Here is an 18,259-nt window from a genome sequence, read left to right as displayed (position 1 = left end):
GTGACCGGAACGGTTCACTGAATTCGCGCATCACGGGGGATGCAATGGGCGATCCACCCATCGAACTCTTACTCCTGACCGAACGTCCCGTCGCACGCAACGACGAAGTGACGGAAATCGACGCGATCGTCGAAGTCAGATGCCGGTCGACGGAGAGCGTCGGCCGGGCCGCGCACGCCATGAATCTCTGTCTGGCGGTCGACCGCAGCGGCAGCATGTCGGGCAAGAAGCTCGAAACGGTCAAGCGCAGTTGCGGCGACATCTACCGGCGCATCACCGGTGAGGACCTCTTCACCGTGGTGATCTTCGACGACGACGCGCACGTCGTCATCAATCCGCAGACGCCCAGGGACCAGGTGGAGGAGCGGCTCGCCGCCATCACCCCGGGCGGCATGACCAATCTCTCCCTCGGCTGGTATCAGGGGCTGCTGGAACTCCAAACACATATGGAGACCCATCACTACAGCCGGTTGATCCTTCTCTCGGACGGCCAGGCGAACGCCGGCGAGACGAAGAAGACGACGCTCGCCGGCGTCGCGTCCGCCGCGCGGGACGAGGGCATCACCACCTCGACCATCGGGGTCGGCAACGACTTCCAGGAAGACCTGCTGGAGGTGATCGCCACCGCGTCCGGCGGCAAGTTCTGGTACATCGACGAATCCGGGATCGAGAACATCATCGAGGAGGAGTTCCAGGGGGCGCTGACGGTCGCCCTGGACAGCCCCACGGTGGAGCTGTCACTGCCGCGGGGTGTGACGATGAGCAGGGAGCTCAATTCCCTGCGCAAGGTCTCCCGGCGGTACCGGCTCCGGCCGCTCAAGGGCCAGGACACCTTCAACTTCGCGGTCCGCCTGGAAATCGACCCCACGCGGATGAACGCCGGGGAACTCACCCTCGGCGCGACGCTCTACGACGGCGGCCGACGCGTCGCCGGCACCGAACAGAGCGTCGCCCTGGCCCCCTTGCCGGACGTGACCCGGGCACCCGTCCACCCCCTCGTCCGCAGCGTGGTGGAGCAGTTCGAGGCGGCCACGACCGACGAACGGACCGTCAAGGACCTGGACGAAAGCAACCTCAGCGGCATGCGGAAGATGCTCACGGCCGAAGTCGCCCGGTTCCGCGCGGTCGAGGAGAGTCTGCTCGCCGGGTCCGGGGGCCCGGACGGCGATCGCTACGGCGGCGAGATCGAGCACCTGGCCTGGCACCGGTCGGCGAACGAGGTATCGGCGGCGATCGTCGACCTGGTGCAGCCGTACCCGGCGGAGCCGGCGGTCCGGATCCTGCTGAGCCGGCTGCGCAAGGGAGTCGTCCACAAATTCGGTCTCAAGAACGCCCGTCAGTACGGCTCGTCCAGGCCCGACGACGACGTCCAGCTCGGCCTCCTGGTGGAAGCCATCGGCCTCGCCGACGTGCTGATCGCCGCATTCCCCGACGACCGTGAGGCACTGGAATCGAAACGCGAGAAGCTCCGTGAGTACCTGGCACGCTTCGCCCAGTAGCGACTGGACGATCGGCGGCAGTCTGATCGCCGGCCACGGCGGAGGCATCGGTGAGTTCGGTGCCTCCTACGCCGTCGATCTGAGCACCGATCCGATACTCAACGGCCGGATCACCGCCGAGATGCGCCTGACGAGCCCGCACGGAACGGGCGCCGGGCTCGTCTGCCGCGCGGATACGGACTGGACTTTCCTCTCCTTCCACACCGCCCCCGAGGGCCCGGACGACCCCGGGACCGTCGCCCGGATCGGCGTCTTCCGCGAAGGCGTCCTCACCCCGATCGCATCCCTGCCGGAACCCGTCGAACTGAGCCGCGGCTACAACCGGTTCTCGCTGGAATTCTTCTCCGGACACGTGCGGGGCGAGATCCGCGCCGGCGGCCGGACGTACGAACTCCACGCGAACTGCCCGCACCTGCCCTTCCCGGGCCGCGTGGGGGTCGTCAAGTTCTACGGCACGGGCGTCCTGATCAAATCCGTGTCGGCTGAGAGGACGGAAATGCCGTTCGCCGCGCCGCAGCAGGAACGCGCCGACGGGGAATTCCCGTACGACGTCTTCCTCTGCCATTCCCACGAAGACGCCGAGGAGGTGCACAGGATCGCCGAGCGGCTTGAGGACAGCAAGATCAGATGCTGGCTGGACGTCAAGGAGATCAACTTCGGAGACGCCGTCACCGAGAAGATCGAGGCCGGCCTCCAGGGCAGTCGATACGTCCTGCCCTGCATCAGCGAGAACCTCAGCCGGAGCGGCTGGACGAGAGCGGAGTACGGAGGCGTCCTGAACGCCCAATTCAGCGGCCCGTCCCGGAGGAAAGTGATCCCGCTGATGCTGGAACAAGTGGCGGAGGACGAAATCCCCCTGCTCATCAGGGATTTGCGACGGGTATCCTCCGCCAACCAAGTGGAGTTCGGCGCGTTCATCGACTTCCTGATCAGCCGCTGAGCTCGCGAAATACGCCCGCAGGGGGCGCCGCCCGCGCGGAAAGAGGGCAGCCCTGCGACCTACGGCGCCCACCTGCGCGGTGCGTACGATGCGAGCGTGATCGTCTACGCACCCGCGGTACTCTTCCTCGTCCTTTTCGGCATCGGCGTCCTGCGCGACCCCCGGCGCTTCAGCAACGCCGTCTACCTCGGGCTCGCCGTCATATCCCTGTTCTTCGTCCTGCTGCGGGCGGCCGACACCGCCGGGGACCACGGCCGGCCGTTCCTGGAGTGGGCCGTCGTCGCTCTGCTCCTGATCCCCTGCCTCGGTGCCCTCGTCCTGCCCGTCTTCCTGCTGGCCAACGGCGTCAAAATGATCCGCAAGGAAGGGCGCAGCCCGGCGAACCTCCTCTCCTTCCTCGCCGGCCTCACCATCTTCGGCGTCATCGGCCTGCTCATCGCGGCCGCCGCCACGCACTCCCGCGCCCTCGGGGCCGTCGCCGGCACCACCTTGCTCATCGTCGGCTATGTGTCGTTCCTCTTCTTCTGCTTCATCGGATACGCCTTCCTCTACGGTCGGCTCCAGCCGCGCCGCGACGTCGACTACGTGGTCGTGCTCGGCTCCGGGCTGGTCGGCGGCACCCGCGTCCCGCCCCTGCTCGCCGGCCGTCTGGAGCGCGGCCGCAAGGTCTACGCCGCCCAGGCCGCGCGCGGCAACCCGCCCGTCCTCCTCACCTCCGGCGGCCAGGGCCCCGACGAGCGACTCCCCGAGTCCCACGCCATGGCCGACTACCTCATCGAGCGCGGCGTCCCCGCCGAGCACGTCCAGCGCGAGGACCGCTCCCGCACCACCGAGGAGAACCTCGCGTACAGCAAGGCCATCATGGCGGCGGCCGGTGCCGACTACTCCTGTGTCATCGTCACCAACAACTTCCACGCCTTCCGAGCCGCCCTGACGGCCAGGAAGACCGGCGTCAACGGCCAGGTGCTGGGTTCCCCGACCGCCGCGTACTTCTGGCCGAGCGCGACCATCCGCGAGTTCGCGGCCGTCTTCCTCCAGCACAAACTCGTCAACTTCACCGTCTGCGGCCTGCTCGCCCTCTGCGGCCTGCTCGTCTGGCTGATCGCCTGACCCCGCGGTGCGCCCGCACACCGCGCGAGAGGCGAGTGCGCGGGGTCGTGGCACGGGGACAGGACGTGCGTGCCGTGCGGGGCCCGTCGTCGTTGAGCGGGTGAAGGCATTTCGGGCCTATCGCATATTGCTCAAGGAAAGGGACCTACGATGCGTCTTGTCCGCCCGGCCGTCGTCGCTCTGCTCGGCCTCACCCTCGCCCTCTCCGCCCCCATGGGGGTCGCGTACGCGGCGAAGGGCCCGTTCAGCTGGCTGGGCGCCAAGGACAGGCCGTTCTTCGTCGAGAACCTGCCCGACGGACGGTGCTTCACGATGAGCCAGGAAGCACACGGCGCCCACAACGGCACCGGAACCCCCGCCACGATCTTCGCCGGCAAGCAGTGCACGGGGAAGGCGCTCCGTCTCGCCCCCGGCCGCCAGGCCCCCCGCGGCACCGCCTTCTCCAGCGTCCGCTTCGGCGCGCACTGAGCCCGCACCGGCCCCGCCGGCCGGCCGGGCGGTGGCCCTGGCCGGCCGGCGGGGGGCCGGGTGGCGGTGACTCAGCGGTCGGAATAGCTGAAGTCGCCCACCGTCCAGGCACTGACGTCCTTGATCGCGACCCGGTACATCCCGCCCGTCTCGGGGATGCCGATGCTGCCCTGCAGGATCCGGGCGACGTGGAAGTGCAGATGTGTGGGCGGCTCGGAGCGGTCGGACCGGCCCCGTGCCCCGCCGGCGGTGAAGATGCCGGAGAACGGGCCGAGGTGCGCCGAGTCCGTCAGGACCTCCGACACGCGCTCCCGCCACACGGCTTCGGGGGCGAGCCGCCCGGTGATGACGGTGCCGCCGGTGACCACGGTCAGGGACATTTGGTTGCTTTGCTCGGCCTCCACCATGGTGGCGACATCAACGAGCAGTGCGTCAGGCTTCGACATGAGAGCCGATTCTATTCGCCGACCCGGCCGGTTGGCGCGGGCCCCGGTGACGTAACCGGGCAGCGGGTCGAACCCCGCGGGGCGCCGGTCCCGCCCCCGGGCCGGGCCACGCGCCGCCGCGCGAGACTCCGGGTGACACCGGGGGCTCGGCCCGGGGGAGGGGGGTCAGCCGAACCAGATGCTCTGGGGTCGCGATTCGCCGAAGACCAGAGCCGTCCCCTTGCGTACGGTGATGAGGAACTGCGTGCATTCCCGGTCCAGGTACAGCGCGGCGTCCGTGCCCGTTCCGTTGCCGACCCTGACCGCCGGGAATTCGAAGGAGAGGCACACGCCGTCCGCCGGATTGACCTTCTGGTGTTCCACGCCCTGTGCGTCCTTGTACGTCAGGGAGCCGGTGGCCGCCGGTGAGGCGGTGGCGATACCGGTGATGAGCGCGATCGACGTGCCCAGCGCGAAGGCCGCCCTCGTCGCCTGTCTGCGGATGCTCATGTCCGGTCAGCCTCCCAGCCGGGCACTCTTGGGTTTCGTCCCGCCGAAGACCAGCGACGAGCCCTTCTGGATGTTGAGGAAGAACGAGGCTTCCCCGCACAGCCCGTCGGTGAAGAGCCGGCCGTCCGTGTCGGTGAAGTTGTCCACGCTGACGGCTGGTTCGTCGAAGCTGTAGCACACGCCGTCGGTCGGATTGACCTTCTCGTGCACGACTCCGCTCGTGCCTTTGTAACTCAAGGTGCCGTTGGCTGCCTGAGCCTGGGCGGACAGCCCGGTCACCAGCGCGAGTGCCGCGCCGACGGACAGGGCCAGCCTCGCCGATCGTCTGATGAACGGACGCTGCAGTGCGTACATGGTGCGCACTCCCTTCCCCCTCTCACCCCTGCGGCGGACAACCCATGGTCTGGAGATTCCGCCGATTCGAGAGTATTGGGGAGAATCGGTATATGTCATCACCCGATTGGGTTCTCTTGCGCTGCGGCCCAGCTCGCTGAAGCGCAGCCGCAGGGAGGGGACGTGACGCGGGAGGGGGTGCCGCGCCGTCACGCATCGAGGTGGCGGGTGTCGCCGACACTCACGACCTGGCGATTGTGAAAGAAGTCGTCCTCGCGCAGCACGGTGATGCTTCCGGAGGGTGCCCGAAAGCTGACGGAGCCCAGCGACTCGAACGGCATCTTGATCCAGGACGCCACGACGAACGTCAGGGCGAAGCCGTGCGTCACGATGACCTGGTGTGCGCACGGGCTCCGCAGAATCCCGCCCATGGCCGCGTACACGCGCTCGGCGCACGCCGCCCTGGTCTCGGCGCCCCGCACGCCCTCGTGGTGCCCCATCCGGTCCCCGACAGCCGGCGGCGGGACGAACCGCCGGTCCAGCCACTCCTGCGGCCTTCCCTCGGCCTCTCCGTAGGACTTCTCCCGCAACCTGCGATCAAGGACCGGGTCCACACCGAAGAGACCGGCGATCTCTTCAGCCGTCTGCCGGGCACGTCGCAGGTCCGAGGAGAACAGCTCCACCTCGGCGCCGTCGGGGATCTCTGCCCGAACCGCCCGGGCGATGGAGACCGCCGCGCGCCTGCCCTCGGGCGTGAGGTGCGAATCGTGCCAGCCACCGACCACCCCTTCCACGTGGTGGGTCGCCTCCGGGTGAGCGATGACGTACAGGGTCCGCATGCGCTGTGCCTTTCTTCGTCCGGTGCGGGAGACGTGCTCATGCTCGGTCGTGGCCGGGGCGCCGGGTCAGTGCGGTGTCGGCGGCCTTGAGGATGTTACGGAAGGTGCGGGTGATGATCGGCCGCGCGACGTGCCGGGTGAGGAAGGCGCCGGCCAGCGGGACGGGGAGCTCGGCGCGGGTCGTCCAGCGGACCCGGGTGCCGCCGGCCGCCTCGGTGAACGTCATGCGGCCGAGCTCGTGCCGGGACGGCGGCAGGCTGCGCTCGACGACGTACTCGGTGGCGTACGGCGGGTCGTAGTGGGTGATGCGCTCCCGGAACCAGCCGATCAGCCAGAGGTGACTGCGCACCGCGCCGACGCCGTAGGGCGCGGCCTCGCCCCGCCGGGTCAGTCGGCAGCGCACCACCAGGGGCGAGGCCGTGTAGTGGGTGGTCGTGGTGAGCCAGGCGAAGACTTCGTCCATCGGGGCGTTGATGACACGTTCGACCGTCATGGTTTCCATGGCTCGGCTCCTCCTCTGTCGAGTGGGTGCACCGTGTCGGCGCGGTGCAGCTTGTCCGGGTTGCGCATGCCGTAGAGGCCGGTGATCCGACCGTCGTGGATCTCGAACGCGACCATCCAGTCGAGTTCCCCGCCGGTGAGGAACCGTGCGGCGGGCATGCCGTTGTAGGTGGTGTACTCGGCGCGGGTCGTCGCGGTGCCGGCGCGGATCACCCGGAGGACGAACCGGGCGACATCGTTCCGGCCGGTGATCGGGCGGCGGGCGGCGACGACTTTCCCGCCGCCGTCGGAGATCTGGACGACGTCGGGCGCCAGCAGGTCCATCAGCGCCTGGATTTCACCGGTCGCCGCCGCACGGAGGAACCGCTGGACGATCCCCCGGGTGGTGGCGGAGTCGGGCTCGAAGCGGCGCCGCCGCGCGTGGACGTGCCGGCGCGCGCGATGGGCGATCTGCCGGACACTGACCTCGGTCTTGCCGATCGAGGCGGCGATCTCGCCGTGGGGGTAGCCGAACACGTCGTGCAGGACGAACACCGCGCGCTCGGTGGGGTTCAGCGTCTCCAGGACGAGCATCATGGCCATCGACACCGACTCGGCCAGGATCGCGTCGTCGCTCACCTCGGGTGCGGTCAGGATCGGCTCGGGCAGCCACGGGCCGACGTACTCCTCCCGCCGCGCCTTGAGGGCGCGCAGGTGGTTGAGGGCCTGCCGGGTCACCACGCGCACCAGGTAGGCGCGCGGATGCCCGACCGAGGCCGGATCGACCGCGCTCCACCGCAGGTAGCTCTCCTGCAGCACGTCCTCGGCGTCGGTGGCGCTGCCCAGCATTTCGTAGGCAATGGTGAACAGCAGAGGGCGGTGCTCGGTGAAGGCGTCCTCAGCCATGGCCGAACTCCGTCCGCTCCACGTGTTTGACGCGCTGACGTCCTGGCTTCACACCCGGCTCCCTTCTTGGATGCCCATCGAGACACCCCGGACCGGCACACCGTGACAACCGTTGATGGTGAGCCGCGTCACCCTGAGTGGGGCCGAGGCCCCCAGGGGCGCGCCGGGGCCCGTCCTTCGCTCCGTGCAGCCACCGGACGCCCGTCATTGCATGTTCATGCGTGATCATGCATACTCTTCCTATGTCCAAGGTTCTCACCTCCCTGCCCACCGGCGAACGCGTCGGCATCGCCTTCTCCGGCGGCCTCGACACCTCCGTCGCGGTCGCGTGGATGCGCGACAAGGGTGCCGTCCCGTGCACCTACACCGCCGACATCGGCCAGTACGACGAGCCCGACATCGCGTCGGTGCCCGGCCGCGCCGCGGCGTACGGCGCCGAGATCGCACGCCTGGTCGACTGCCGTGCGGCGCTGGTCGAGGAGGGCCTGGCCGCGCTCACCTGCGGCGCGTTCCACATCCGCTCGGGCGGTCGCGCCTACTTCAACACGACGCCGCTCGGCCGCGCCGTCACCGGCACCCTGCTGGTCCGGGCGATGCTCGAGGACGACGTGCAGATCTGGGGCGACGGCTCGACGTTCAAGGGCAACGACATCGAGCGGTTCTACCGCTACGGCCTGCTCGCCAACCCCCACCTGCGGATCTACAAGCCCTGGCTCGACGCGGACTTCGTCACCGAGCTCGGCGGCCGCAAGGAGATGTCGGAGTGGCTGCTCGCCCACGGCCTCCCCTACCGGGACAGCACCGAGAAGGCGTATTCCACCGACGCCAACATCTGGGGCGCCACGCACGAGGCCAAGACGCTGGAGCACCTCGACACCGGCGTCGAGACCGTCAACCCGATCATGGGTGTGCGGTTCTGGGACGCCGGCGTCGAGATCGCCGCCGAAGACGTGACGGTCGGCTTCGACCAGGGCCGCCCGGTGACGATCAACGGCAAGGAGTTCGCCACCCCCGTCGACCTGGTGATGGAGGCCAACGCCATCGGCGGCCGCCACGGCATGGGCATGTCCGATCAGATCGAGAACCGGGTGATCGAGGCCAAGAGCCGCGGCATCTACGAGGCCCCGGGCATGGCGCTGCTGCACGCCGTCTACGAGCGCCTGGTCAACGCGATCCACAACGAGGACACCCTCGCGCAGTACCACAACGAGGGCCGGCGCCTCGGCCGCCTCATGTACGAGGGCCGCTGGCTCGACCCGCAGGCGCTGATGATCCGTGAGTCGCTGCAGCGCTGGGTGGGCGCGGCGGTCACCGGCGAGGTGACGCTGCGGCTGCGGCGCGGCGAGGACTACTCGGTCATGGACACCTCCGGCCCGGCGTTCAGCTACCACCCGGACAAGCTGTCCATGGAGCGCACCGAGGACTCCGCGTTCGGCCCGGTGGACCGGATCGGTCAGCTCACCATGCGCAACCTCGACATCGCCGACTCCCGCGCCAAGCTGGAGCAGTACGCGAGCCTGGGCATCGTCGGCAATACGCACGCGACGCTCATGGGCGCCGCCCAGGCGGCCTCGACGGGGCTGATCGGCGCGATGCCGGAGGGCGGAGCCGAGGTCATCGCCTCCCGGGGCAAGGCCGAGGGCGACGACGAGATGCTCGACCGTGCCGCGATGGAGTTCGGCACCGACTGACGGAAGCGGCGGGCGATGGGTCTGGTGCCGACGGACCCGAGAGGCCCGACGGAAAAAGATCGTGCAGGCACCACGGTGCCTGCTGACGTCCGCGGCATGAAGCGCGCCGCTATGACGACAACGCCGGAGAATGTCCCGGCGCGCTGACGAACGTCTCAGTCCGAAGCCCCGGGGCGAGTGCCCCGGGGCTTCGCCGTGCGGCCACTCGCCCGATGACCGCGAGGAGACCGCCATGCACGACCACCGCAAACTCAGCCGCGAGCTGGGCCTGTTCGACACCGACCCGCTACCGGCTCTCCCTCTCCGGCCCCGGCGGCAAGTACATCGCCGCCCCCGAGAAGTGGCAGCGATCGACCGCCCTGCTGACCGAGGTCCTGGACCGCTCCGGTCTGCCCTGCGAGGTGGCCGCGGCGAGGCCGCGTTCTACGGTCCGAAGAGCCGCGGGCGGCGCCGGCCCGCGGCTCGGACGGTGCCGGTCGCGAGGACCGGCGCGGCCGGCCGGGGAAGCGGACCTTCCTCACCGCTGCCCCGCCCGCGCCCGGGCGGCCAGGTATTCCTCGAACGTCCCCGTGCCCACGGCCCGGTCCGGGGCGAGGTTGGCGCCCGCCCGCAGGCTTCGGATGATCTTGCCCGGCAGCGGCACCGGGACGACGCGCCGGCGCAGGCCCGCCGCACGGAGCGTGGCGCGCGCCAGATCGCGGGCGTCCCGCACCTCGGGCCCCGCCATGTCGGGCACCCGCCCGGCCGGTGCCGCCCGGGCGAGCTCCGCCAGGCGGTCGGCGACCTCCGTCACCTCGATGGGCTGGAAACGTACGCCACGCGGTGTGAAAACCAGCGGAAGCCGGCGCTGGACGGTGGTGAAGGCCGCCACCAGATCGTGGAACTGCGTGGTGCGCAGAACGGTCCACGGCAGCCCTGATTCCTGAATGAGCCGCTCCGCCTTCAGCTTCGCCCGGTAATAGGGGAGGGGCACTTCGTCGATTCCGGTGATCGAGATGTAGACGAGATGCGGGTTGCCGGTACGCCGTGCGGCCTCGGTCAGCCGCCGGGTGGCCGCCACATCGTTACGGAGATCGGTCGCGCAGTGCACCACCGCCCGCACATCCGCCAGAGCGGCGTCGAGACCGGCACCACGGGCGAGGTCGCAGACCGCCCACTCGCACGGCCGGTCGTCATCCGCCCGCCGCGGCCGACGGCTCATCACACGGACGCTCACCCCGCCGGCGAGCAGCCGCGCCACGAGGGCACGGCCGAGGGTGCCGGTGCCGCCGGTTACCAGGATCGGCCTGTCCATCGCTTCCTTACCTCCAGGGGCTGATTGCGCTGTCAGAAGCAAGGACACGGCAGGGCTCCCGGATGTGACATCCAGGTCGACGATACGACTCGCGGCCCGGCAGGAGCGGAGAAGCGGAGCGCGTGCCCCGCCCGTAGCGTGAGGTGTATGGACATCAGACTCTCGCAATGCTTCATCGCCGTCGACGACCACGACCAGGCGCTCGCCTTCTACCGGGACGTTCTCGGGCTCGAGGTGCGCAACGACGTCGGGTTCGAGGGGATGCGCTGGGTGACCGTCGGCTCGCCGGCGCAGCCCGGTGTGGATATCGTGCTGGAGCCGCCCGCCGCGGACCCGAACACCGCGCCTGCCGACAGACAGGCCGTGTCGGAGCTGCTGGCCAAAGGCATGCTGCGCGGCGTGATCTTCTCGACCGACGACTGTGACGCCACTTTCGAGCGCGTCCGGGACTCCGGCGCCGCAGTGCTGCAGGAGCCGGTCGACCAGCCCTACGGCGTCCGCGACTGCGCCTTCCGCGACCCCGCGGGCAACATGGTGCGCTTCGCCCAGCGCCGTACCCGACCGGCCTGACACCGGTCGGCATCTCGGCATCGGTGTCGCTCACCAGCCGCCTGATCGTCATGCCCGGGCACCCCACGACCGTCCGAACCGACTCCGCAGCGCAGCCACGGGCCACAGCCTCCGTGCCGGTCAAAGAACGGACGTACGACGCGAAGCTTGGTTAGATCGAGCCCGGTGATGACGACGGAGCCCGCGGAGACGGCCCCGTCCGGCAGAGGGAGACCCGATGAGCACGGCCAAGAGGGCGGACGGACAGTCGTCCGAGCTGCACGATGCCGACAGCCACGACCTGATCCGTGTGCACGGCGCGCGCGTGAACAATCTCAAGGACGTCAGCATCGAGATCCCCAAGCGCCGGCTGACGGTGTTCACCGGCGTCTCCGGCTCCGGCAAGAGCTCGCTGGTGTTCGACACGATCGCCGCGGAGTCGCAGCGGCTGATCAACGAGACGTACAGCGCCTTCGTGCAGGGCTTCATGCCGACGCTGGCGCGCCCCGAGGTCGACGTACTCGACGGGCTGACGACGGCGATCATCGTCGACCAGCAGCGAATGGGCGCCGACCCGCGCTCCACGGTCGGCACCGCCACCGACGCCAACGCGATGCTGCGCATCCTCTTCAGCCGGCTCGGAAAGCCGCACATCGGCCCGCCCGGGGCGTACGCCTTCAACGTCCCCTCGGTCAGGGCGAGCGGTGCGATCACCGTCGAGCGCGGAGCCAAGAAAGCCGTGAAGGCGACCTTCCACCGCACCGGCGGCATGTGTCCGCGCTGCGAGGGCCGGGGCACGGTCTCCGACATCGACCTCACCCAGCTTTACGACGACAGCAAGTCGCTGGGCGAGGGCGCGCTCACGATCCCCGGCTACAGCATGGACGGCTGGTACGGCCGCATCTTCACCGGCTGCGGCTTCTTCGACCCGGACAAGCCGATCCGGAAGTTCACCAAGAAAGAGCTGTACGACCTCCTCCACAAGGAGCCGACCAAGATCAAGGTCGACGGCATCAACCTGACGTACGAGGGGCTGATCCCGAAGATCCAGAAGTCGATGCTGGCCAAGGACATCGACGCTCTGCAGCCGCACGTCCGCGCGTTCGTGGAGCGCGCGATGACGTTCGCCGTCTGCCCCGAGTGCGACGGCACCCGGCTCAGCGAGGCGGCCCGGTCCTCGAAGATCAAGAAGGTCAGCATCGCCGACGCCTGTGCGATGGAGATCCGCGACCTGGCCGGATGGGTCCGCGGCCTCGCCGAGCCCTCGGTGGCGCCGCTGCTCACCGCGCTGGGGCAGACCCTCGACTCGTTCGTGGAGATCGGTCTCGGTTACCTGTCGCTGGATCGGCCCTCGGGCACGCTGTCGGGCGGCGAGGCGCAGCGCGTGAAGATGATCCGCCACCTCGGGTCCTCGCTCACCGACGTCACCTATGTCTTCGACGAGCCCACCACGGGACTGCACCCGCACGACATCCAGCGGATGAACGGCCTGCTGCTGCGGCTGCGGGACAAGGGCAACACGGTGCTCGTCGTGGAGCACAAGCCGGAGACGATCGCCATCGCCGACCACGTCGTCGACCTCGGCCCCGGTGCCGGCACGGCGGGCGGCGCCGTCTGCTTCGAAGGCACCGTCGAGGGGCTGCGGACCGGCGGCACCATCACGGGCCGTCACTTCGACGACCGGGCCGCCCTGAAGGAGACGGTGCGCAAGCCCGCCGGCACGCTGGAGATCCGCGGCGCCACCTCCCACAACCTGCGGAACGTCGACGTCGACCTCCCGCTCGGGGTCCTCTGCGTGGTGACCGGCGTCGCCGGCTCCGGCAAGAGCTCCCTCGTGCACGGGTCGATCCCCGCCGGAGCGGAGGTGGTGTCGGTCGACCAGGGGGCGATCCGCGGATCGCGGCGGAGCAACCCGGCGACGTACACGGGACTGCTCGACCCGATCCGCAAAGCCTTCGCGAAGGCCAACGGCGTGAAGCCGGCGCTGTTCAGCGCCAACTCCGAAGGCGCCTGCCCCACCTGCAAGGGCGCCGGTGTCATCTACACCGACCTGGCGATGATGGCCGGCGTCGCCAGCACCTGCGAGGACTGCGAGGGCAAGCGGTTCGAGGCGTCGGTCCTCGACTACCACCTCGGCGGCCGTGACATCAGCGAGGTGCTCGCGATGTCGGTGACCGAGGCGGAGGAGTTCTTCGCCGCCGGTGAGGCGCGCACCCCGGCCGCGCACAAGATCCTGCAACGGCTCGCCGACGTCGGACTCGGCTACGTCAGCCTCGGCCAGCCGCTCACCACGCTGTCCGGCGGCGAGCGGCAGCGGCTCAAGCTGGCCGCCCGCATGGGCGAGAAGAGCGGCGACCGCCTCGTCTACGTACTCGACGAACCGACCACCGGTCTGCACCTGGCCGACGTCGAGCAGTTGCTCGGCCTGCTCGACCGGCTCGTCGACTCCGGCAAGTCGGTCATCGTCATCGAGCACCACCAGGCGGTCATGGCGCACGCCGACTGGATCGTCGACCTCGGCCCCGGTGCCGGCCACGACGGCGGCAGGATCGTCTTCGAAGGCACACCCGCCGACCTCGTCGCCGCCCGCTCGACCCTCACCGGTGAGCACCTCGCGGCCTACGTGGGCGTCTGACGGCAGTTACTCCTCACCCGAGCCACCTGCGCCACCCGAGCCACCGGAGTCACCCGCGTCGCCCGAGGTCGAGGCATGGTTTCGCGCCATCGTCCTCGGCCTCGTGGCCCTGCGACGAACTCCTCCCGCCGGATCCCCGGGCGGTCCGGCAGCACGGACCACGTCCGGCTCCACCCGGCTGCCGGGTGGGCCGCCCGCGTCGGTACCGGCTGCCGAACTGCGGGTGTCGGCCGAGGAAAGTTGACGCAAAGCATTCGATTTACCAGACTTTGACTTCTTCTTGACCGTCAGTTGCCGGTAGCGTCCAGCCCTGGTCGGTGATCCCGATCAAGGTCGTCCCCCGTCCAGGGGTGCCCCGCGCCGGAGGTCTGTCCGTGCCCGGGCCCGCGAGAGGCCGGGGCCGGCCCAGCACGTCATCTGCTCGTCGGCTCCCCGCGAGCCGTTGGATGTCACTGGAGGATGCATGCCCTCTCGCATAGCCACCGCGATCACCACCTGCGCGCTGAGTCTCGGGGCCCTCGCCTCGGGCGCAGGCGTCGCCACGGCGGTCTCGTCGGGCCCCGCTGCCGACCGGGCCGCCGCCGCGACGGCGGCCCGGTCGGCGGTCACCGCGCGCGCCGCGGCCGTGGACCGGTGCAGCTACCAGGTGGTCCGCTCCGACGACTCCCGCTACGTCTACTCCGTGAGCGGGGTCTTCGGCGGCGCCACCCGGGAGCTGCCGATCCAGAAGGAGGACTTCGTGAGGTTCTCCGGCACGTGGCACCAAGTCACCCAGGTCGACGCGTGCGCGGGCGGCCAGACCCAGACCCCCACCGTGCTCCGCGTCACGGGGAAGCTGGAGAACCCGGACGGCTACGACTCCTCGGTGCCGCGGACGATCCGCAGCAGCGACATCAAGCCCGCCGCCTCCTCGGTGATCCCCAAGGCGCCGGCGCTGACGTCCGTCGACCGCCTCGACCCGGCCACCGTCCGCGTCAGCTGGAAGCCCGCGCAGGGCAGCCCGGACCAGGTCATGCTGATGGAGCGCAAGCCCTTCTACAGCAGCGAGATCGGCATCTGGCACCCCTACACCTTCCAGCGCGACGTCCCGGCCGGTGCCACCTCGATGGACCGCAAGCTGGAGCGTAACGCCGACATCCCGGCCGGGGAGCGCACGCACTCCTACTGGACGCGCGTGGTCAAGGACGGCTTCGTCAGCGACCTGCGCGCCGAGAAGCCGGTCACGGTCGAGCCGTAACCGGCTGCCGGCGCCTGCCGCGTTCCGCGACAGGAGGACCGCGCGCACTCTGCGCGGGCGCCCTCCTGCTCGCGGAACCGGCTGCCGTCGACCTCGCTCAGCGCCGGGCGGGCACGGGCCGCACCACCGGGCCCTGAGGCACTCTCCTCGCGATGCCCTGGCGCTCCGTCCAGTTGTCGAAGGCGATGCGGCACGCGTGGTCGAGGTGGTGCAGCCGGGAGAGGTCCAGCTCGACCGGCTGGTCGGCGGGCAGGTTCTCCAGCGTGCCGAGGATCTGCGGCAGACGCAGGAACGTCGCGCTGCCGGTGACGGTCACGGTGAGAGGACCGTCGGCCGGCTCGTGGACATGGAGATGGACGCGGGAGGTCTCCCAGGCCGCCTTGACGACGGCGAGCAGCAAGCCGAGGAGAACGCCTTCGAACATGTTGGTCGTGACGATGGCGAGGGCGGTGACGGCCAGCACGAGGGCTTCACCGCGGTGGTCGCGCCACAGGGGGAGCAGCTCCTTCACGGGGACGAGCTTGCAGCCCGCGTGGATGAGGACACCGGCGAGCGCGGCCAGGGGGATGATGCCGATCGCCGCCGGGAGCAGAGCGGCGAACAGCAGCAGCCATACCCCGTGCAGGAAGCGGGACAGCGCCGTCTTGGCACCGGCCCGGACGTTCGCCGAGCTGCGGACGATGACGGCGGTCAGGGGCAGGGCGCCGAGAACACCGCAGACGGTGTTGCCCACGCCCTGGGCCATGAGTTCCTTGTCGTAGTCGGTGCGGGGCCCGTCGTGCATGCGGTCGACGGCGGCGGCGCTGAACAGGCTTTCCGCCGAGGCGATCAGGGTGAAGGCGAACACCGTGCTCACGGCGGCCAGGCTCGCCAGCGACGTGAAGCCGTCCGCTCCGGGAGGCTGGACGGCCTGGAGCAGCCCGTGGACTTCGACGTGGGCGACCGGCAGGCCGCCCAGAGCCGTCGTGGCGGTGGCCAGGGCGACCGCGGCGAGCGGCGCGGGGACCGTGCGGAGCGCGGCCGGGGCCCGCTTCCACAGGACGAGCACGGCGATGGTGCCCGCGCCGACCGCGAAGGCGGTCAGGGCCCGGCCGCTGGTGGCGATGTCCGCTACCAGCCCCGGTATGCCGGCGATCTTCGCCGGCCCCGAGCGTGGCTGTTTGGCGCCGGCCATGGTGTAGAGCTGGCCGAACAGCAGGATCAGCCCGATGCCGGTGAGCATGCCCTGGACGACGGCGACCGAGATCGCCCTGAACCACCGGCCCACCCCGAGGGCCCCCAGGGCCAGCTGGAACAGGCCGGTGGCGAGGACGATGGCGCCGAGGGTGCCGAGACCGAATTCCTGGACGGCTTCGAAGACCAGGACCGTCAGACCGGCGGCGGGGCCGCTGACCTGGAGCTTGCTGCCGGGCAGGGCACCGACGACCAGGCCGCCGACGATGCCGGTGACCAGCCCCAGTTCAGCGGGCACCCCGGAAGCGACGGCCACGCCCACGCACAGGGGCACGGCGACCAGGAACACGACGAGCGAGGCCAGCACGTCACGCCGCAGGACGCCCGGGTCTACGCGGAAGGAGAACATGGTGATGTCCTTTCGCTGCGGGTGAGGAGGGAACGGGGAGGGCCCGCGAGCCGTGGGCGGGTCACAGCGGAAGGAAGTGTCCGCACCCGGCCGGCTCCGGGCGGTGCGCTCGCACCACCCCGGTGTGCACTTCGTAGTACCAGGCGTGCACGGACAGCTCTCCCCGCTCGACCCGCTCCCGCACACAGGGGTAGGCCCTCAGCCGTTGGACCTGGGCGACCGCGTTCCGCTGCACCGCCTCCGCCAGGTCGGGGGAACAGGCCGCTGCTTCCCGCACAGCCTGTGGCGCGGCCCGCTCCAGCCAGCCGCGCACGGCCGGCACGGCGGAGAGGTCTTCGCCCTTGACCAGGGCGCTGACCGCGCCGCAATGGGAGTGCCCGCACACCACGATGTTCCGTACGCCCAGCACGCGCACCGCGTACTCGACGGTGGCCGTCTCCCCGGCCGGACGGTCGTTGCGGTACTCCGGCACGATATTGCCGGCCGTCCGCAGCTCGAAGAGCTCACCCGGGCGCGCGCCGGTGATCAGTGAGGGCACCACGCGCGAGTCGGAACAGGTGATGAACAGGACGTCCGGGCACTGGCCGGTCTCCAGGGCGCGGAACTCCTCGGCGCGCTCGGCTACGCGCAGGGGGAACGATCGGGCGTTCTCTACCAGGGTCTGCATGGTGGCCTTCCTCCTGCGCCCCGGACGATCCTCCGGAGCGCGGTGTGCTCAAGGTCATCATCGGACGGTGTGCGGAGGCCCTCCGTGGGGCTTCCCGGCCGGCGTCTCGACGCCGGCCGTCTTGCGGTGCGGAGCGCACAGGCGCGGACTGCAACGAACGGCGGAGCGGGGCGCGTTGGTGACGCGGGGAACACCTGCGATCCGGGCCGCACCGGGTGGGCCGGTGCTGATGCCTGAGCGGATCCCGCCGGCATTCCGTCGGCACACACCTCTCCGGCAGTGGTCGTCCGCGGCTGCGTGTCGCGCTTCCGCGGTGTCAGGGCCGGTGCCGTCGGCGGGCTGCTCGACGGCCGCGATGTCTTTGCCCGCAGATTACCTGAACGGTCTCAGGTCAAGGAATGCCCAAGTAGTGCTTTTAGCTGGGTAATTGGCGCACTCTCGCCTTGCGTGCGCCGGGGGCGTGCGCTTCTGGGGTGAGGGTGGCTATCAGCAACCACGAGCCGCCGGTTGTCGGCATCGATGAGGGGGGCGGGGAAAGGCGCGTCCGGCCGTTGCGGCCGAGCGCCGCCCGACCCGCTGTGTCGCTCGCGCGGCGATGTGATCGGCTCGAGTTCGTGATTCTCCGCCGGTCACCGCCTCTTCTCGGCGGCGATCTCGGCGATCAGGTCCTCGACCAGAACCCTGATCCGGTCACGGATCGGGCGGACGGCCTCGACGCCCTGGCCGGCCGGGTCCTCGAGCTTCCAGTCCAGGTACCTCTTGCCCGGAAAGACGGGGCAGACGTCACCGCAGCCCATGGTGATGCAGACATCCGACGCCCGGACGGCGTCGACGGTGAGGACCTTCGGGGTCTCGGACGTGAGGTCGATGCCGACCTCACGCATGGCTTCGACCACCGCCGGGTTGACGCTGTCGGCCGGGGCGGAGCCCGCGGAGCGGACCTCGACGCGGTCGCCCGCCAGGTGGGTCAGCCATGCGGCGGCCATCTGGGAGCGGCCCGCGTTGTGGACGCAGACGAAGAGAACGGAGGGCTTCTCGGACATGGGGAGTCTCTCTTGTCTCGCGGATGGGGGGTGTCTCGCAGAGGGGGGAAG

At 70.1% G+C, this 18,259-nt stretch carries 18 protein-coding genes and 1 pseudogene; 9 read left to right on the top strand and 10 right to left on the bottom strand.

All coding sequences use genetic code 11. The features are described 5' to 3' along the window. The first annotated feature begins 44 nt into the window (after positions 1 to 44). From ABZ951_RS14730 to ABZ951_RS14715, 4 genes are all read left to right on the top strand, one after another. Positions 45 to 1,499: a VWA domain-containing protein gene (locus ABZ951_RS14730; protein ID WP_344089527.1), complete on the top strand. Its 1,455-nt coding sequence runs from the start codon at positions 45 to 47 to the stop codon at positions 1,497 to 1,499. Further along, a complete protein-coding gene (locus ABZ951_RS14725) occupies positions 1,471 to 2,439 on the top strand; it encodes a toll/interleukin-1 receptor domain-containing protein (RefSeq protein ID WP_344089526.1) in 969 nt (322 codons plus the stop codon). The genes ABZ951_RS14730 and ABZ951_RS14725 overlap by 29 nt, the downstream gene beginning before the upstream one ends. 96 nt (positions 2,440 to 2,535) lie before the next feature. Further along, positions 2,536 to 3,549, top strand: coding sequence for a YdcF family protein (locus tag ABZ951_RS14720; RefSeq protein WP_344089525.1), 1,014 nt, complete (start codon positions 2,536 to 2,538; stop codon positions 3,547 to 3,549). A 150-nt stretch (positions 3,550 to 3,699) separates the two neighbouring features. Continuing rightward, on the top strand, positions 3,700 to 4,017 hold the full coding sequence (locus ABZ951_RS14715) for a hypothetical protein (protein WP_344089524.1): 318 nt from the start codon (positions 3,700 to 3,702) through the stop codon (positions 4,015 to 4,017). Positions 4,018 to 4,088: 71 nt separating this feature from the next. Here ABZ951_RS14715 and ABZ951_RS14710 read toward each other — a convergent pair whose 3' ends face one another. The 6 genes from ABZ951_RS14710 to ABZ951_RS14685 all read right to left on the bottom strand — a co-directional run bounded on the left by ABZ951_RS14710 (position 4,089) and on the right by ABZ951_RS14685 (position 7,510). Continuing rightward, positions 4,089 to 4,463 carry a hypothetical protein gene (locus tag ABZ951_RS14710; RefSeq protein WP_344089523.1) on the bottom strand — a complete coding sequence of 125 codons (375 nt, stop codon included), beginning with the start codon at positions 4,461 to 4,463 and terminating at the stop codon, positions 4,089 to 4,091. A gap of 165 nt (positions 4,464 to 4,628) precedes the next feature. Beyond that, positions 4,629 to 4,952 (bottom strand): hypothetical protein, encoded by a 324-nt coding sequence (locus tag ABZ951_RS14705; RefSeq protein ID WP_344089522.1) that lies wholly within the window; start codon positions 4,950 to 4,952, stop codon positions 4,629 to 4,631. A gap of 6 nt (positions 4,953 to 4,958) precedes the next feature. Continuing rightward, positions 4,959 to 5,306, bottom strand: coding sequence for a hypothetical protein (locus ABZ951_RS14700; RefSeq protein WP_344089521.1), 348 nt, complete (start codon positions 5,304 to 5,306; stop codon positions 4,959 to 4,961). A gap of 188 nt (positions 5,307 to 5,494) precedes the next feature. Further along, positions 5,495 to 6,124, bottom strand: coding sequence for a histidine phosphatase family protein (locus ABZ951_RS14695; RefSeq protein ID WP_344089520.1), 630 nt, complete (start codon positions 6,122 to 6,124; stop codon positions 5,495 to 5,497). A 37-nt stretch (positions 6,125 to 6,161) separates the two neighbouring features. After that, positions 6,162 to 6,626, bottom strand: coding sequence for an SRPBCC family protein (locus ABZ951_RS14690; RefSeq protein ID WP_344089519.1), 465 nt, complete (start codon positions 6,624 to 6,626; stop codon positions 6,162 to 6,164). Next, the gene (locus ABZ951_RS14685; RefSeq protein ID WP_344089518.1) at positions 6,614 to 7,510 is read right to left on the bottom strand and encodes an RNA polymerase sigma-70 factor; all 897 of its coding nucleotides are present in this window, start codon (positions 7,508 to 7,510) and stop codon (positions 6,614 to 6,616) included. The genes ABZ951_RS14690 and ABZ951_RS14685 overlap by 13 nt, the downstream gene beginning before the upstream one ends. A 242-nt stretch (positions 7,511 to 7,752) precedes the next feature. On the opposite strand from ABZ951_RS14685, the gene argG reads away from it, so the two are divergent. Beyond that, positions 7,753 to 9,201, top strand: a complete 1,449-nt coding sequence (gene argG, locus ABZ951_RS14680) for an argininosuccinate synthase (protein ID WP_344089517.1) — start codon at positions 7,753 to 7,755, stop codon at positions 9,199 to 9,201. A gap of 278 nt (positions 9,202 to 9,479) precedes the next feature. Beyond that, positions 9,480 to 9,637: pseudogene (locus ABZ951_RS14675) on the top strand (threonine--tRNA ligase); the annotation flags it as partial. Positions 9,638 to 9,718: 81 nt separating this feature from the next. Here ABZ951_RS14675 and ABZ951_RS14670 read toward each other — a convergent pair. After that, on the bottom strand, positions 9,719 to 10,495 hold the full coding sequence (locus ABZ951_RS14670; protein ID WP_344089516.1) for an NAD(P)H-binding protein: 777 nt from the start codon (positions 10,493 to 10,495) through the stop codon (positions 9,719 to 9,721). Positions 10,496 to 10,642: 147 nt separating this feature from the next. Between ABZ951_RS14670 and ABZ951_RS14665 the strand changes: the two genes are divergently transcribed. The 3 genes from ABZ951_RS14665 to ABZ951_RS14655 all read left to right on the top strand — a co-directional run bounded on the left by ABZ951_RS14665 (position 10,643) and on the right by ABZ951_RS14655 (position 14,916). Beyond that, complete coding sequence (locus ABZ951_RS14665) at positions 10,643 to 11,065, top strand: VOC family protein (protein WP_344089515.1); 423 nt, start codon at positions 10,643 to 10,645, stop codon at positions 11,063 to 11,065. Positions 11,066 to 11,282: 217 nt separating this feature from the next. Then, positions 11,283 to 13,679 (top strand): excinuclease ABC subunit UvrA, encoded by a 2,397-nt coding sequence (locus tag ABZ951_RS14660; protein ID WP_344089514.1) that lies wholly within the window; start codon positions 11,283 to 11,285, stop codon positions 13,677 to 13,679. Between the two features lie 463 nt (positions 13,680 to 14,142). After that, positions 14,143 to 14,916 (top strand): hypothetical protein, encoded by a 774-nt coding sequence (locus tag ABZ951_RS14655; protein WP_361279948.1) that lies wholly within the window; start codon positions 14,143 to 14,145, stop codon positions 14,914 to 14,916. A gap of 97 nt (positions 14,917 to 15,013) precedes the next feature. Here the strand turns inward: ABZ951_RS14655 and ABZ951_RS14650 are convergent, their stop codons facing one another. From ABZ951_RS14650 to ABZ951_RS14640, 3 genes are all read right to left on the bottom strand, one after another. After that, complete coding sequence (locus tag ABZ951_RS14650) at positions 15,014 to 16,498, bottom strand: SulP family inorganic anion transporter (protein ID WP_344089512.1); 1,485 nt, start codon at positions 16,496 to 16,498, stop codon at positions 15,014 to 15,016. A gap of 61 nt (positions 16,499 to 16,559) precedes the next feature. After that, positions 16,560 to 17,165 (bottom strand): carbonic anhydrase, encoded by a 606-nt coding sequence (locus tag ABZ951_RS14645; RefSeq protein ID WP_344089511.1) that lies wholly within the window; start codon positions 17,163 to 17,165, stop codon positions 16,560 to 16,562. Between the two features lie 629 nt (positions 17,166 to 17,794). Further along, positions 17,795 to 18,208: an arsenate reductase ArsC gene (locus ABZ951_RS14640; RefSeq protein WP_344089510.1), complete on the bottom strand. Its 414-nt coding sequence runs from the start codon at positions 18,206 to 18,208 to the stop codon at positions 17,795 to 17,797. Positions 18,209 to 18,259: the final 51 nt, after the last annotated feature.

This window comes from Streptomyces sp. NPDC046215 (genome assembly GCF_040646215.1).
Classification (GTDB): domain Bacteria; phylum Actinomycetota; class Actinomycetes; order Streptomycetales; family Streptomycetaceae; genus Streptomyces; species Streptomyces stramineus.
This window is presented reverse-complemented; position numbering and strand designations above follow the sequence as displayed.

What these genes read in the sequence shown, in the direction of transcription:
- ABZ951_RS14730 (WP_344089527.1), top strand. Translation starts at nt 45, where the DNA reads ATGGGCGATCCACCCATCGAACTCTTACTCCTGACCGAACGTCCCGTC.
- ABZ951_RS14715 (WP_344089524.1), top strand. Translation starts at nt 3,700, where the DNA reads ATGCGTCTTGTCCGCCCGGCCGTCGTCGCTCTGCTCGGCCTCACCCTC.
- ABZ951_RS14710 (WP_344089523.1), bottom strand. Translation starts at nt 4,463, where the DNA reads ATGTCGAAGCCTGACGCACTGCTCGTTGATGTCGCCACCATGGTGGAG.
- ABZ951_RS14705 (WP_344089522.1), bottom strand. Translation starts at nt 4,952, where the DNA reads ATGAGCATCCGCAGACAGGCGACGAGGGCGGCCTTCGCGCTGGGCACG.
- ABZ951_RS14700 (WP_344089521.1), bottom strand. Translation starts at nt 5,306, where the DNA reads ATGTACGCACTGCAGCGTCCGTTCATCAGACGATCGGCGAGGCTGGCC.
- ABZ951_RS14695 (WP_344089520.1), bottom strand. Translation starts at nt 6,124, where the DNA reads ATGCGGACCCTGTACGTCATCGCTCACCCGGAGGCGACCCACCACGTG.
- ABZ951_RS14690 (WP_344089519.1), bottom strand. Translation starts at nt 6,626, where the DNA reads ATGGAAACCATGACGGTCGAACGTGTCATCAACGCCCCGATGGACGAA.
- ABZ951_RS14685 (WP_344089518.1), bottom strand. Translation starts at nt 7,510, where the DNA reads ATGGCTGAGGACGCCTTCACCGAGCACCGCCCTCTGCTGTTCACCATT.
- argG (WP_344089517.1), top strand. Translation starts at nt 7,753, where the DNA reads ATGTCCAAGGTTCTCACCTCCCTGCCCACCGGCGAACGCGTCGGCATC.
- ABZ951_RS14670 (WP_344089516.1), bottom strand. Translation starts at nt 10,495, where the DNA reads ATGGACAGGCCGATCCTGGTAACCGGCGGCACCGGCACCCTCGGCCGT.
- ABZ951_RS14665 (WP_344089515.1), top strand. Translation starts at nt 10,643, where the DNA reads ATGGACATCAGACTCTCGCAATGCTTCATCGCCGTCGACGACCACGAC.
- ABZ951_RS14660 (WP_344089514.1), top strand. Translation starts at nt 11,283, where the DNA reads ATGAGCACGGCCAAGAGGGCGGACGGACAGTCGTCCGAGCTGCACGAT.
- ABZ951_RS14655 (WP_361279948.1), top strand. Translation starts at nt 14,143, where the DNA reads ATGCCCTCTCGCATAGCCACCGCGATCACCACCTGCGCGCTGAGTCTC.
- ABZ951_RS14650 (WP_344089512.1), bottom strand. Translation starts at nt 16,498, where the DNA reads ATGTTCTCCTTCCGCGTAGACCCGGGCGTCCTGCGGCGTGACGTGCTG.
- ABZ951_RS14645 (WP_344089511.1), bottom strand. Translation starts at nt 17,165, where the DNA reads ATGCAGACCCTGGTAGAGAACGCCCGATCGTTCCCCCTGCGCGTAGCC.
- ABZ951_RS14640 (WP_344089510.1), bottom strand. Translation starts at nt 18,208, where the DNA reads ATGTCCGAGAAGCCCTCCGTTCTCTTCGTCTGCGTCCACAACGCGGGC.